Below are 14,718 nucleotides of genomic sequence, written 5' to 3'. Positions count from 1 at the left end.
CGCACCTTCCCGCACCCCGCACTTAAAGTCGGAATTAGGAAGTTAGAAATCGGAGTGTTTTTCCGCACTGTATAGGTTTTCTGCACCCCGCACCCCGCATCTTCCCGCACCCCGCACCAAAAGTCGCACCTACCGACCAATCTCCTCCCGCTCAACACTCAACCAATTTCGATATGGCGCCTGACCAAGACGGCCAGAAAGCAGAAGTACTTCCAAATAGTCCTGATAAAGCTGCTGCTGCTCTTCCAGCAAAAGCTGCTGTCGGTAAAAGATACCTCCTTGAGCGCGCAGCAATAATTCAGGTTCGGTAACGCCCAGCTCCACCAAACGCTGAGGAGCAAATTGGTTCATGTAATCCTCCAGGCTTGTTTTTGCCCGTTGGTAATTGTCCAGCTGGCTGGCGAGTTGCCCCTCTGCGGAGCGTAATTTTTCCAGCCAGCTTCGGGTTTTCTCCGCTTCTTGCCAAGCTTCTTCTCGCTGTTCCAGCAATAGGTATTGGTTTTTCACACTCCGAGCCGACCGAAAAGGGAGTGTGAAGCCTACACCCAGCGTAAGTTGTTCTTTAAGAATAGGGTTGTCATCTCCTTGGTAGCGGATTTGGAGAAAGTTGAGCCGGTTGCGTTCCTCCGCCTGTTCTGCGGCCAATTCGAGGGAGACCAATTCTTTCTGTGTTTTTTGAGCCTGCACCGACCAGGGTAAAACGAGCGTGTCCAACTGCCATTCTTGCCAATAAAGGGCAATGTCTGTTGGCTCAGGCAAAGTGGGAAAGACGATACTGTCAACTGGGGTATCCAACCAGTTATTGCCAAGCCTGGTCAGGAGTTGTAACTTTTGGCTGCTTTCTGAATGCTGCTGACGAAATGCCAAACGATCATCTTCGAGTTTCAGAAGATCATCATAACTACGTTGCCCACGCTGGGCAATGCGTTGCCTGATGAGCTGTTCCTGATCCTGATACCAGGGCATTTGTGTATTTGATGTTTCCAACTTTTGCTGATGATACCAGACATCAATCAATAATTGGTAGCGATGGAAGAGCAACTCCTCCAGATAGGCTTGTTGTGCGTAGTAGCGAAGGGTGCGCTCTCCTTGATTGATCCCTTTTTGCACCTTGACTTGCCGCCGAGAGTTGAATTTGAATCGCAGTGCATACTCCTGTAGGCTGGGGTCAAATTCGTGGGTTTCTGTACGAAACTCCAACTCTTCTAAATAGGGGATGTCTAGCGATGATTGGTTGAAGAAAGCATCGGTGCCTAATTGCTGTTGGTAGGCCTCGTCTTGTAGTGCCGTGCCGAGGATGTCAGTACTGGTGGCCGTTTGTTGAGCTGAAACAAGGAGATTACAAATTATCAGGATATACAGCACCACCCCTTTGTACAAATTCTTCATCATGTCTACTCTATAATTTGTTCAATCAAGACCCGTTCTCCTTGCATCAAGAGGTTATCTACAGGGATTTTTAATAAGACCTCTCGGCCCCAAGCTTGTACTGTAGGATCGCGGCGCATTCGTATAGGGAGCTCGCGGATTTTGTTGCCCAAGCCAATGATTTGACCACTGATGACGTATTCTTGATCTTGGACCGAACGGACGATTAGAGTGTCTCCTAATTCTAGACTTGTCAGTTGGCCTTCTGGAATATAGGTCGTCACTTGATCAGGGTGCAGACGGTAAATGTTGAGGAGTGTTTCGCGCGAAGAGGGTTGTTCACCAGGAACAAAGTTAACTTTTCCAATAACCCCGTCGATGGGGGATTTGAGCTCCAGTGTCTGAAATTCGCGTTCTAGCTCCGCCAGTTCCAGGTCTATCTTTTCCAATCGCGCTGTCAGGCTGTTTAGCTCAGCCTGGGTTTCTTTTTGCAGGTTGCTTTTTTGCAAAACATAAGGCTGGGCAACGGTTGCTTGCTCGGCGCGGAGAGCAGCGATTTCTGGAGTCTCACTGGTTGTGAATGAACTGTTTGTATTAATGCTTTCGAGGCCCTGAACCAGACGATCATTTTGGGCTTGCTCGGCAGTTAGTTGGGTAAGCTGGTTCTCTAGTTCAAAAACAGCGGTTGTTTGCGCTTGATCCAGTTCTTGGCGGCGATTCCTACTCTTGGTTAGTATCTCCTCCCGCTCGGCGCTTAGTTGCTTTTTTTCTTGGATTAAGCTCGCACGGAGGAAAGGAATATTGGTGCGCTCCAATACCATCAGTAATTGGCCGGATTTCACAGCTTCGCCTTCCTTCACCAATATGCGTTTGACCATTACAGCATACTCTAGACTGAGGTCAATATCTTGGTTTTCGGCAATGCCATAAAAGGCAGTAGGTCGTTGCTGAATCTTTCGCGCTATTGGAACAAGAACGAGCAATCCAATCAACATCAGAACGTATACTGGGTTGATTTTCATAATACTAAAGCACTTCGGTTTGTTGTTTACGGTTAATTCTGACATTAAAGAGTATGCCCGTTTCCAAAATTTCTTCCAGCAGGTCTTCCTCCTTGGCTTTGGGTTTTAGAACCATAATGTATTCGTAGCGGAAAAGCTCTCGTTCGGTAAACTCTTCGACCGAAAGTTGTAGCTGACTAAGCTCAATGCGTTCGCAATATCGAAGTAGGATGGTTTCGATATCTTTTTCATCAAAAGCATTTTCCCGATCGCGTTTAAAGCGGATACTTCCCAGTTGCTGGGTTTTCCCGAAAGGAGAATAGCGCAAAACAAAAGCAGCTCCACAAAAGGACATCATCCCCGCAAAGGCCGCATTAAAACCGTAAACACCACAAGCAATACCTGTAGCCAGCGCAGCAAACATGAAAATGATGTTACGAGGATTGCTAATAGATGTGCGAAACCGGATAATGGCCAGCGCACCCAGCATACCCAACCCTCGGGCCAGACTGTCACCAATAGCATGCATAACGGTAGCTGCTACAATAGCACCCAAAATCATGGCTTGCAAGAAATGGTGAGAAAGCCGGATTTCGGCAGTCGTTTTCTCATAAGTAAAAGCCAGTAGACACCCCAGGATGAAAGCCAGGAGCATGGCGTAGGCCGTAGAGATGAACGTAGGGTTAGCAACGTTGGTTTGAAAAAGGGAAAAGTCCATTGTTAGTATTTACGATAATCTGGTGCGCAAGTTAATTAAATGTAAAGAGTTCATTTTCGATTTACTATGTTATGACACCAAATCATTGTATATCCTTTGACCAAAGCCCACTTATCTGGAAGTTTTTTTTATAAATTAGCTGAGTCTTAGGCTGATATTATAAATTAATCAGTGATGGCTTCTCAATCTCTATACTTTCTACCCAAGGAGTGCGAAGCGCCCCGTACCTCTCTGTCATATTGGCAAAATCAAACCAAAATCAATTCAGCAAATGCTTACACGTACCCTTTTCTTACTACTCGTCACTTTCCTGTTTATTCAAGGAGCGGCCCTGCAAACAACAGAGATTTCTCCTTTTTCCTACCTCGATGTTTTTGAGTTGGAATATGCCAGTGATCCACAAATTTCACCAGACGGTGAGCACATCGTCTATCGCAGAATGGGCTTTGATATCATGAAAGATCGCTCTGTCGGGCAACTCTGGATCATGGACGCTGACGGTAGTAATCATCAAAAATTAACTACTAGAGAGGGCAGCGAGTCTTCACCACGTTGGTCACCCACCGGTGATCGCCTCGTGTTTACAAGTAGCACCGATGAAGGCTCCGAAATATATGTTTACTGGGTGAATACCAGCCGTATCGCCCGCTTGTCGCAGTTAGAGAACAGCCCAGGCAGCCTTAGCTGGTCTGCCGATGGTACCATGATCGCATTTACGATGATGGTCAACCAGTCACCACCCGTGATTGCTAAGATGCCTGCCAAGCCTAAAGGTGCCAAGTGGGCCGATAGCCCTCGCATCACCGACCGCCTCAAGCATGAAGCCGATGGACGTGGTTACCTCAAGCCAGGGTTTACCCACATTTTTGTCATTCCTGCCGAAGGGGGCAGCGCTCGTCAGTTGAGCAGTGGTGATTTCAACCACCGTGGCAGCCTTTCCTGGTCACCAGACGGGGAGTCGATTTATTTCTCTGCTAATCGCAACGAAGATTGGGAATACGATTTTCGCAACAGCGAAATATATCAATTAACGGTAAATACCGGCGAAATCACTGCCCTTACGGAAAGAAAAGGACCCGATTATAGCCCACAAGCCTCCCCTGACGGCAATACCATCGCTTACCTCAGTTACGAAGACAAGGTGCAAGCTTACCAAGTGACCCATTTGTATTTGATGGACAAAAAAGGCGAAAACAAGCGCAATATTTCTGCAAATATCGACCGTAGTATCGAAAATATTCAATGGGCCAAAGACGGCAACGGGCTCTACTTTACCTACGACGATTGGGGCGATACGAAAATCGCATATATTAGCACCAATGGAGTACAAAAAGATCTCGCTAACCAAATGGGAGGCACCACCATCGGCAGACCGTATGCTAGCGGCTCTTTTTCGGTCGCTACTGATGGAACCATCGCTTTTACGCATACCAGTACCAGCCGACCCGCCGATATTGCACTTCTCAACACAGGGCAAGCCGAACCAAAATTGCTCACCAAACTAAACAACGACCTACTCACTTACCGGGAATTGGGCCAGGTGGAAGAAGTGAAATACACCTCTTCCTTCGACGGACGCACCATCCAGGGCTGGATCGTCAAACCACCAGCGTATGACCCGGCCAAAAAGTACCCACTGTTGGTAGAAAACCACGGTGGCCCCATCCTCAATTATGGTGCTCGTTTTTCGGCGGAAATGCAACTTTACGCGGCGGCGGGCTACCTTGTGTTTTATCCCAATCCACGGGGAAGTACCGGCTATGGCGAAGAATTTGCCAATTTGTTGTTCCACAATTACCCCGGCGAAGATTACCAAGACGTCATGGATGGTGTAGATTATTTACTGAAAGAAAACCTCATCGACGAAGACCAGCTCTACGTCACGGGTGGTAGCGCTGGCGGTATTATGACGGCCTGGATGGTTGGCAAGAACAATCGTTTTCGCGCGGCCGTTGTAGCCAAACCAGTCGTCAATTGGATCAGTAAAACCCTAGTGGCAGACAATTATTATGGCTACGCCAACTACCGCATCAAGGGTCAACCCTGGGAAAATGTAGAAGATTACTGGCGCTTTTCACCATTGTCATTGGTAGAAAACATCCAAACTCCCACCATGGTGATGGTAGGCATGAACGACCTCCGGACACCACCAAGTGAAGCCAAACAGTTGTACCACGCCCTGAAGTTGAGAAAAATTGAGACCGTTTTGGTAGAAATCCCAGGTGCAAGCCATGGCATCGCTTCTCGCCCTAGCAACCTGATTACGAAAATAGCCCACACGTTAGCTTGGTTCGAAACCTATTCCGGCAAGGAGGAAGAAGAAGGGGAATAGTTTCGGTTTTAGGGGCCATGTCGGCGCTGCGCGCGCCACCGCTTGCTCCACTACTAGTGCTTGCTGGCGCTGCGCACTACCGCTACGCCAGCTTGTCCTTGGTCGCTCCGCGCCCCGCGCTTCGGCCTGCTGGCCTGCGCACAAAAAAAACACCACGGAGACGCAACAGGAATTAAAAACTCCGTATCTCAGCGTCTCCGTGTTCAGTACAAGAATCACCTATGTGGCTATGTGAAAACCTATGAGTCTATGTGATAAAACCACCACGCCCCTACAAACTCCCAATCATATCCTCAGGCCGTACCCATTCGTCGAATTCTTCGGCAGTGAGGTAACCCAATTCCAGGGCCGCAGCCTTAAGAGTCGTGTCGTCGTTATAGGCTTTTTTCGCGATTTTGGCCGCTTTGTCATAGCCGATCTTGGTATTCAATGCCGTCACGAGCATCAAGCTGTTGTTCAAGTGTTCCTTGATCCGCTTCTTGTTAGGCTCTATGCCAGCCGCACAATTGTCGTTAAAGCTGACCGCCGCATCACCAATCAAGCGAGCCGACATCAGGAAGTTAAAGATCATCATCGGCTTGAAGACGTTCAACTCAAAGTGGCCAGTCATGCCGCCAATGTTAATAGCAACATCATTACCTACCACCTGGGCCATAGCCATCGTGAGTGCTTCCGACTGGGTAGGGTTCACCTTACCCGGCATGATAGAAGAGCCAGGCTCGTTAGCCGGAATGATAATCTCTCCAATACCCGAACGTGGCCCGGAAGAGATCATCCGAATATCATTACCAATCTTCATCAATGAGCAAGCTACGGTCTTCAATGCACCGTGAGCTTCCACAATAGCATCGTGTGCCGCGAGGGCTTCAAACTTATTCTCAGCAGTGACAAAAGGCAGCCCGGTGAGGTCTGCAATGTTTTTGGCTACCAATTCAGAATATCCCGGAGGCGTGTTCAACCCTGTACCTACAGCAGTACCCCCAAGGGCAAGCTCTGCCAAGTGAGCAAGCGTATTTTTGATCGCACGGATACCGTGGTTCAGCTGGCTAACGTAACCACTGAATTCCTGTCCTAGCGTCAACGGAGTCGCATCCATAAAGTGAGTACGTCCGATTTTAACAACACTCTGGAGCGCTTCTGATTTTGCCTGGAGGGTATCCCGAAGTTTTTCGAGGCCGGGCAGTGTTGTTTCCATGATGACCGTAAATGCAGCAATGTGCATAGCCGTAGGAAAAGTATCATTAGAAGATTGGCTCTTGTTGACATCGTCGTTGGGATGGAGGACTTTATTCGTATCGGTAAGCTTACCTCCCTGCATGACGTGGCCGCGGTTGGCAACCACCTCATTGACGTTCATATTACTCTGCGTACCAGAACCCGTTTGCCAAACCACTAGCGGAAACTGATCATCTAGTTTTCCAGCAGTAATTTCGTCACAAACCTTACCAATGAGTTCCGATTTTTCGGCAGCGAGAACTCCTAGTTCAGTGTTGGTCTTGGCCGCAGCCTTCTTAAGAATGGCAAAAGCGCGGATAATTTCGATAGGCATTTGCTGCCCGCCAATACGGAAATTTTCGAGGGAACGTTGGGTCTGTGCAGCCCAGTACTTATCAGCAGGTACTTCTACGGGGCCAATACTATCATGTTCAGTACGAAATTGCATACGAGATGGAGGTTGGTTTTTTATTCAAATACAAAACGCGAAGGTAAGGATTTCGGTTTTGATTTCGATGGTGATTTATGTTTGTGAGAGGAGTCGTCACTGAGTGGGCCGTTTGAGCGAGGGCTGGCCCACCTCCGTCCTTCGGACACCTCCGCCCGAGCGGAGGACAGGTAACTACTAGTAAGTAACCCATATGTCCCGCTGGCGGGACCGGTTCACAGAACCGAGGGTGGAATTCCCGCTGGCGGGACCGGTTCGCAGAATTGAAGGTGGAATACTCAAATTGGTAGGACAAGTCTGCGTAATGGACTCCGTCCCAAACAAAATCATTTCTTCTGTTTCTTACGCTGCCGTGGTGGGGGAGGAGGTATTGTAGCATGCTCTTCTATCCATTTAGCTATTTGGCCTCTGACTTCTCCAATGTCATTAAGAACCATTAGGCTGGAAAAGCGAAGTGTAGTGAATCCCAATTCGGCAAGAATTAAATCCCGTTTTAGATCATAAGCTTTTTGTCGCTTGTTTTGATGGGTGATACCATCTACTTCAATGACTAAACCAAGAGGAAGACAGGCGAAATCCGCAATGTAGTTTCCAATGGGGCGTTCGCGGCGGAATTGATAGCCAAGCATTTTTCGATTGCGTAGAACGTATTTCCAAAGAGCAGCGGCTGATTTTGTGAGTTTTTTACGATTACGATTGGCGTAATTTTTAAGGTGTCGATTATAATTGAAGTGACCCAAAGAATGAGACGATTCTTTCTTTTTCATAAGCGCGTATTTTTCTGAGAGCTAAAACAAATGTTCCTAAGTTAGGAGTGATTCTTCAGAAATGCAAGGAAGAAATGGCTGTGTTTTGCGGAGAGTGGGCTGTCTGAACGATGATGCTCTCCTTTCGTGCTTTGGGATAACCTCTACAAGAGCAAAGGACAGCACACCCACTAGCAACCCCTGCTGTGTCCCGCTGGCGGGACCGGTTCACAGAACCGAGGGTGGATATTGACACCTCGTTAACAATACCGCTTATGCAAATTTCTTGCGAACTGCATCTATCCACTCGGAATAAAAAAACACCACTATGTATTTACGAAACATCCTTTTTATCGTAGCGCTGAGCGCAAGTCTACTCGCTTGCTCACAAGAAGGAGCCAATTATGATTCCCAATCAGCACCGAGCGAAATGGAAGAGTATGATGCTAAGAGTTATGAGGGTGATCAAGAACCTCCTCGTACTTCACAGGCACCACCCCTGACACCACCCAGTGAAATACAAGAACGGGTGCTTCTCCGTACCGCCGAATGTCGAATGGAGGTCGTTGATATCAACCAGCGCGTGAAAGCTATTGAGCGATTGGTAGAACAAAAGGCAGGCTACCTGGGCGATTTGAACTGGCAGCATTATTCTTATCAGGAACAAGTATCGTTGAGTTTGCGGGTACCGGCCCAAGACTTTCAGTGGGTACTGGACAGTATAATGAAAATGGCGGTTGAGGTCAATTATCAGCAAGTAACGACCCAGGATGTAACCGAGGAATACATTGATGTAAAAAGCCGATTGAAGACCAAGAAAGCAGTGCGGGATCGTTACGAAGAAATTTTGCGTACAAAAGCCAAAACAGTGGAAGAGATTCTGCTAGCAGAAGAGCAAATTCGTCGCTTACAGGAAGAAATAGAAGCACAGGAAGGACGCTTGCGCTACTTGACGCAGCGGTCAGCGATGAGCACTATTCAATTGGAGCTTTATGAGCAAAAAGAAGAACAGGCAGCTAGCCCATGGTGGAGCCGATTCGGGGATGACATCGGTGACAGCCTTAGCTTCAGTGTATCGATCATCAAGAACCTGTTTTTGGGAATATTGAGTATTTGGCCTTTGTTATTACTACTTGGCGTATTGATTTGGCGCAGGAAGGCTATTTGGAATAGATTGCGCCGCTAGAGCAGTGTTTCGTGAATTAAACGAAGAGAGGTTGCGTAAAGCCATGACTTTACGCAACCTCTCTAAATATCAAGGAATACTAATTGCTCTTTAGCGCATGAGCACGACGTCTCCTTTATAAATTAAGGTTTCTCCGTCTGAGAAAAGAATCTCTGCCATGTAAATGTATACACCAGCGTTAAGCATCTCTCCACGGTGGCGACCATCCCAACCTTGTCCAGGGCTGTTAGGCAAAAAGCCAAAGCCTTCGTACATGGATTCTCCCCAGCGGTTGAAAACATAGAAAGATTTGATTTCTACCACGTCGCTATCAGTATGGATCATGAATATATCGTTGGTGCCATCATCATCTGGTGAGAAGGCATTAGGGATATATACACCACGATCTTTACGAACATAGACATTCAATCGATCTGTAGCGGTACAGCCATTTTCATCAGTAACCGTTACTGCGTAAGCAACAGATTCTGATGGTTTTATAAATGGAGTAGCACAATCGGCACAATCCTCAATAGGGCCTCCAGACCATTCGTAAGTTACTACAGGGTAAGAAGTTTGTGCAAACAATTCCGTGCTTTCGCCATAGACCAAGTCATCATCGTCCACTTGAATGCTTACCGTAAGTTCTGGAGCCTGCTCAACAGTAGCAACTGTTTCATAGGTACATCCGTTGATATCCTGCACACTTATAAGGTGTTCGCCGATACTCACGTTACCAAAGAAAGAGGCCGTGGTGTAAGCTGCTCCGTCAATGGAATAGAGATATGGACCATTGCCTCCCTCTACCAGTGGTACACTCACAATTCCTCCTAGGTCATCGAAACAAGGAGGGGATTCTACAATTAGGCTTGCGGCTAATGGTGCAGGAGCTTCCAGTACGTCACTGGCAGTGATTGTACAACCGTTGGCATCGGTCACAACCAAATCATAAGTACCAGCAGCCAGGTCGTTGGCTGTTTCCGTTGTAGCACCATTGCTCCAGGTGTAACTGTAAGGAGGTGTACCACCGGTTACTGATGCAGTAAGGCTACCATCGGCGGCACCAGGACAACTGAGTTCGTAAATGCCAAAACTACTTGCTTCCAGTTGTAATGCCATCGCGGTTGGTTGACCTACGCTGATGTTTAGTGTTGCAAAAACATCATTAGCGTCCGTCACTTCAATCTGATATGCACCTGCAGGTAATCCTGGGATTTCCACTGTCACACCATTGCCATCAATAGTACCAGTGCCCGTCTGTGGGCCAGCAATGGCATTCCAGGTGTAGGAATATGGAGGCGTACCAATGGTCATGGTAAAGCTAGCAGAACCATTTTCACCGCCATTACAATCATTATCGGTAAAACTGGTTTCATAAATAAGCGTACAAGGTGCAACTACTAGATTTAGAATGACGGTACTGTCACAACCATCTACAGTAGTTAAATCAGCTTGGAAGGTTCCTGTTTGGTTATAATCAACACCACCTACAGTAAAGACATCGTTAAGACAAATATCTTCGTTGAGGGTCGTAACAAAGGTCTGATTGACAGTAAGTGCCAAATAAACGGTACTGTCACATCCTGTACTAGGTGAAGTCAACACGACGGTATAATCGCCAGTAGCCGTAAAGACCTCCGTTCCAACCGTATAGTCGGCGTCATCACAAATTTCCTCTATTAGGAAGGTTTCAATAGGAGCTAAAACCGTAAGGTCTAAGGTCACAATAGAATCACAACCGAAAGAAGAGGTGAGAACATCCGTATAGGTTCCTGTCACGTCATATGTAGATGGGCCTACAGTGTAAGTTTCACCAGCACAGAGTGTTTCCGACAAGGTGGTGCTCAATATAGGAAGTACGGTCAATTCCAGTGTTACAAGCGAATCACATCCGTCTACGGTAGTCATGAGGGTAGGCCAGGTACCTGTCGTGGTATAGGTACTGTCGCCGACCATCACCGATTCACCGTCGCAGATAGTTTCGCTGATCATTTGATCAAAGACAGGGTTCACCGTAAGGTCCAGGATAATGGTAGAATCACAGCCTGTAACAACAGAGGAAATAAGCTCTTGGTGAATACCTGTTGTACTGTAATCTACACCACCGATATTAAATACTTCCCCTTCGCAAATTACTTCGGTCAATTGAGTCTCCAATAGCGGGTTCACCGTAAGGTCGAGATAAACGATAGAGTCACAACCACTCACAATAGAGGTGAGGACGTCGGTGTATTGGCCGGTAACCGTATAGGTATTGGAGCCTACCGTGATGGATTCGCCGTCACAGATAACTTCCGTCAATGGCGTTTCCGGGATTGGGATAACGTTCAAATTGAGTGTTACAATAGAATCACAACCCTCCATTGTAGTCAAAGGAGTGAAGAAGCTACCTGTTGTTGTGTAGGTACTATCACCTACCATGACAAATTCCCCATCACAAATCGTTTCCGAAATGGTAACATTCTCATTGGGATGTACCGTTAGGAAGAGCGTAATGATGGAATCACACCCCGTCACTTGAGATGCAATGGTTTCAACATGCTCTCCGGTTGTACTGTAAGGAACTCCGGCAATAGAGAAGCTTTCTCCCTGGCAGAGTTCTTCAAAAAGGGTATCCCGGAGAATCGGATTTACCGTAAGGTTCAGGTTGACAACAGAATCACAACCATCTTGAGAGGTAAAGGTGTTTTGGTACATTCCTGTCATGGTGTAGGTATTGTTACCTACGGTATAAGATTCTCCTTCACACCGGTTAATGCTAAGGTTGGTCTCATAGAAATCAGTAACGAATAGGTCAAGAACAATAGTACTATCACAACCATCAACAGATAATAAGTCTACCATATATTGCCCGGCTACTGTAAAGGTGCTGTCACCGACTGTATAGGAGCCACTGTCACAGATAGAAGCATTGACGGGCGTATCAGGAATGTCTACCACGGTCAAGTTCAGAGTGATGACAGAATCACAACCAGAAGCTGCATCTATTGTGGTCGTATAAATACCTGTTTGGTCAAAGTCCATTCCTCCAGCATTGAATACCTCGCCAGCACAGATGCGGGCCGTGATATTACTAAACACAGTGGGTATAACCGTAAGGCTAAGCTGAACAATACTATCACACCCTTCAAGGGTAATAAAAGCATCTTCGTAATCCCCGGTTAAGGTATAATTGTTTCCTCCTACGGTATAAGACTCTCCTTCACAGATGGTCTCGTCGAGGATGTTGTAAATGGCATCCTCTACCAATAGTGTTACGGATACAATAGAGTCGCAACCAGCCGCAGACGGGAAAGTATAGGTGTAATTACCTGCAACGGTAAGTTCGTCTCCACCAATCTCAAAGCTTGTGCCGGTACAGATGGTCGGAGTGATAAACGTCTCGATGGTTGCAGTCACCGTCAATTCCAAATTTGCAATACTATCGCATCCAAGAGGGGTGACAAGAGCACTCGTGTAGCTACCTGGGTTGGTAAACACCTGGCCATTGAAATCATAGGATTCTCCTTCGCAAATGGTAACTTCTGTTAGGCTAACTGGCGGGTCTGTTACAGTTAAATTAAGATTTACTGTAGAATCACAACCATCGGCTGCTGTGAGCACAACTGTGTACATCCCTGTCATATCAAAGGTTTCCGTCCCAACGGTATAAGATACTCCTTGGCAAATGGTTTCGGTTAGGTTGGTAACTATTGGATCTCCAATGGTTAGGTTGATTGTTGCCAGGCTGTCACAACCACCAGCAGAGGTGAAAGTGAAATCAAAGGTACCAGTTGCATCAAGGGTCATTCCATCAACCATGATGGATTCTCCATCACAAAGCACGATGTCTTCGGTACTGGTAATTTGATCGGAAACGGTCAAGTTAATGGTTGTAATGGAATCACAGCCGTTAGATGCTGGCAAAGTGACAACATAGGTGTCTGTGGTAGAATAATCATTTCCTCCAAAGCTAAATACCTGACCAGCACAAATATTAGGATTAAGCGTTTGTGTAAACACTGGTAACACGGTAAGCGTTAGACGGAAGATACTGTCACAGCCATTAGAGGCGGTATATGGCAAATCGTAAGTACCACTTGTCGTGAAATCATTGCCATCGACAGTGTAGGTTTCTCCATCACAGATAGAAGCCGCACCGTCTTCGATGATGACCCCTAAAACAGTAAGGTTAAGATTGACGATAGAGTCGCAACCATTATCTGCAACCAATGGCACGGCGTAATTACCCGTTGTTGAGAAGTTACTTGTTCCGACAGTGAAAGATTCCCCGTCACAAATGGTTTCATTAAGCGTTTGCGAAACACTAGAGACCACTGTCAACGCGAGATTGGCCACACTGTCACATCCACTTGGTAAAGAAAAGACGCTTTGGTAATTTCCTGTTGCAGTATAATTGGTACCATTAAAGAGATAACTTTCGCCGGTACATATCGTTGCACTAGTGAGGCTGCTAGGGCGCGGAAATACTTCAAGGAAGAGATCAACTAAAGAGTCACAGCCTACTTCATCTGTTAGTTCGTAAAAGTAGCTGCCTCCCGTGGTTAGTTGGTCGCCGCCAATGGCGTAGCTGTCCCCTTCACAGATAGATTCGACCAATAGTGTCGTTTCCTCCGTGCCAATAACAGTTAGGTCGAGGTAGACAACCGAGTCACAACCGGTTGCTGGCGATTGTAACAAGACCTCGTAGGAGCCTTCTTGGGAGAACTCCTCATTGCCCACCATATAGAAGTCGTTTACACATATTTCTTCTTCAAGAAAGGTTTCGGCTATCGGGATGACATCAAGGGTGAGCTCAATGATACGGTCACAGTCACCGTTAATCGTAAGTATAATGTCATAAACGTCTTCCTCCGTATAGTCTTCTCCCGCAAGGCTGTACTCCTCGCCCTCACAGATCACCGCATTTAATTGTTCTGGCACCGGAGGAACAACCTCAATGTCGACACAGCCTTCTACACCTTCACTACATGGGTTGTAAGGAAACACACACAGCGTATAAAATCCTAAATCTGTAGGAAACTGAATGGAAGATTGTTGATCTGTTGCTACTTGGTCTCCATCGAGAGACCATATATAAGCTCCAGCGCCAAAGACATCGTCTACGTCTACATCTAAGACTCCACCTTGGCAAACCGTCAGGTTAGAGTTGATGTTTGGAACGTCTTGGTCAACGTCAGGAGCAGTAGTACTACCATTGGTAACATCAATCGTAAAGTCACACACATCACCAAAGGCACCGTCTAAAACGACGAAGTAAATTCCACCAACAGTAAGGCCGTTAGCCGTGAAGTTTTGAGTAGTGTTATCAAACACCTGGTCGTCACAATTACTGACTAAGCTAAAGTTGGCACAATCGGTTGTATTGTAAATGCCAATTTGTAAGCCTTCGTTAATACCATTGCCATCTTGGTCTACGGTACAATTAAAAACAGAGATAGCTAGTGTGAGGCTCGTAGAATTGGCTACAAAACCTACCCATTGCGTATTGTGCAATTGACCAGCACAGAATCCCGGAGGAGCTTCTCCCAAGCCAGGAAGAGAATTGGTGCCAGTATAACCGTCGATGTCACAAATTACACAGGCATCGTCGCAAAAACTGGCCAATGTAATTTGTGTTTGATCCATACACTCTTCAATCTCCAGTTGTGCATAAGCAGCATTTACTCCCAGGCATACAAACAAAAACAGTAAAAGTCTTCTCATTTTTCTCGATTATTCCTGT

8 protein-coding genes are annotated in these 14,718 nt (G+C 46.7%); 2 read left to right on the top strand and 6 right to left on the bottom strand.

From position 1 onward, the window contains the following. Window positions 1-129 precede the first annotated feature (129 nt). Genes ACRBG0_RS11575 through ACRBG0_RS11565 form a run of 3 tightly spaced genes read right to left on the bottom strand, consistent with a single transcriptional unit; the run spans window position 130 to window position 3,087 of the window. Window positions 130-1,392: a hypothetical protein gene (locus ACRBG0_RS11575; RefSeq protein ID WP_431487047.1), complete on the bottom strand. Its 1,263-nt coding sequence runs from the start codon at window positions 1,390-1,392 to the stop codon at window positions 130-132. A 2-nt stretch (window positions 1,393-1,394) separates the two neighbouring features. Further along, window positions 1,395-2,390 (bottom strand): HlyD family secretion protein, encoded by a 996-nt coding sequence (locus ACRBG0_RS11570; protein WP_431487046.1) that lies wholly within the window; start codon window positions 2,388-2,390, stop codon window positions 1,395-1,397. 4 nt (window positions 2,391-2,394) lie between these two features. Continuing rightward, on the bottom strand, window positions 2,395-3,087 hold the full coding sequence (locus tag ACRBG0_RS11565; RefSeq protein ID WP_431487045.1) for a DUF4956 domain-containing protein: 693 nt from the start codon (window positions 3,085-3,087) through the stop codon (window positions 2,395-2,397). Window positions 3,088-3,358: 271 nt separating this feature from the next. Between ACRBG0_RS11565 and ACRBG0_RS11560 the strand changes: the two genes are divergently transcribed. After that, window positions 3,359-5,419, top strand: coding sequence for a S9 family peptidase (locus tag ACRBG0_RS11560; RefSeq protein WP_431487044.1), 2,061 nt, complete (start codon window positions 3,359-3,361; stop codon window positions 5,417-5,419). Between the two features lie 271 nt (window positions 5,420-5,690). On the opposite strand, the gene fumC is transcribed toward ACRBG0_RS11560, so the two are convergent. Both fumC and ACRBG0_RS11550 read right to left on the bottom strand, forming a co-directional pair. Next, window positions 5,691-7,082: a class II fumarate hydratase gene (gene fumC / locus ACRBG0_RS11555; RefSeq protein ID WP_431487043.1), complete on the bottom strand. Its 1,392-nt coding sequence runs from the start codon at window positions 7,080-7,082 to the stop codon at window positions 5,691-5,693. Window positions 7,083-7,408: 326 nt separating this feature from the next. Next, window positions 7,409-7,849: an endonuclease domain-containing protein gene (locus ACRBG0_RS11550; RefSeq protein ID WP_431487042.1), complete on the bottom strand. Its 441-nt coding sequence runs from the start codon at window positions 7,847-7,849 to the stop codon at window positions 7,409-7,411. Between the two features lie 307 nt (window positions 7,850-8,156). Between ACRBG0_RS11550 and ACRBG0_RS11545 the strand changes: the two genes are divergently transcribed. After that, entirely contained in the window at window positions 8,157-9,014 is an 858-nt protein-coding gene (locus ACRBG0_RS11545) for a DUF4349 domain-containing protein (RefSeq protein ID WP_431487041.1), read from the top strand. 90 nt (window positions 9,015-9,104) lie between these two features. Here the strand turns inward: ACRBG0_RS11545 and ACRBG0_RS11540 are convergent, their stop codons facing one another. After that, window positions 9,105-14,699 carry a gliding motility-associated C-terminal domain-containing protein gene (locus ACRBG0_RS11540; protein WP_431487040.1) on the bottom strand — a complete coding sequence of 1,865 codons (5,595 nt, stop codon included), beginning with the start codon at window positions 14,697-14,699 and terminating at the stop codon, window positions 9,105-9,107. Between the last annotated feature and the right edge of the window lie 19 nt (window positions 14,700-14,718).

This window comes from Lewinella sp. (genome assembly GCF_050633125.1).
Taxonomy (GTDB): domain Bacteria; phylum Bacteroidota; class Bacteroidia; order Chitinophagales; family Saprospiraceae; genus Lewinella.
The sequence above is the reverse complement of the archived record's forward strand: the minus strand, read 5'-3'. Positions and strand labels throughout refer to the sequence as shown.

Coding starts and splice junctions, on each gene's coding strand:
- ACRBG0_RS11575 (WP_431487047.1), bottom strand. CDS start 1,392: ATGATGAAGAATTTGTACAAAGGGGTGGTGCTGTATATCCTGATAATT.
- ACRBG0_RS11570 (WP_431487046.1), bottom strand. CDS start 2,390: ATGAAAATCAACCCAGTATACGTTCTGATGTTGATTGGATTGCTCGTT.
- ACRBG0_RS11565 (WP_431487045.1), bottom strand. CDS start 3,087: ATGGACTTTTCCCTTTTTCAAACCAACGTTGCTAACCCTACGTTCATC.
- ACRBG0_RS11560 (WP_431487044.1), top strand. CDS start 3,359: ATGCTTACACGTACCCTTTTCTTACTACTCGTCACTTTCCTGTTTATT.
- fumC (WP_431487043.1), bottom strand. CDS start 7,082: ATGCAATTTCGTACTGAACATGATAGTATTGGCCCCGTAGAAGTACCT.
- ACRBG0_RS11550 (WP_431487042.1), bottom strand. CDS start 7,849: ATGAAAAAGAAAGAATCGTCTCATTCTTTGGGTCACTTCAATTATAAT.
- ACRBG0_RS11545 (WP_431487041.1), top strand. CDS start 8,157: ATGTATTTACGAAACATCCTTTTTATCGTAGCGCTGAGCGCAAGTCTA.
- ACRBG0_RS11540 (WP_431487040.1), bottom strand. CDS start 14,699: ATGAGAAGACTTTTACTGTTTTTGTTTGTATGCCTGGGAGTAAATGCT.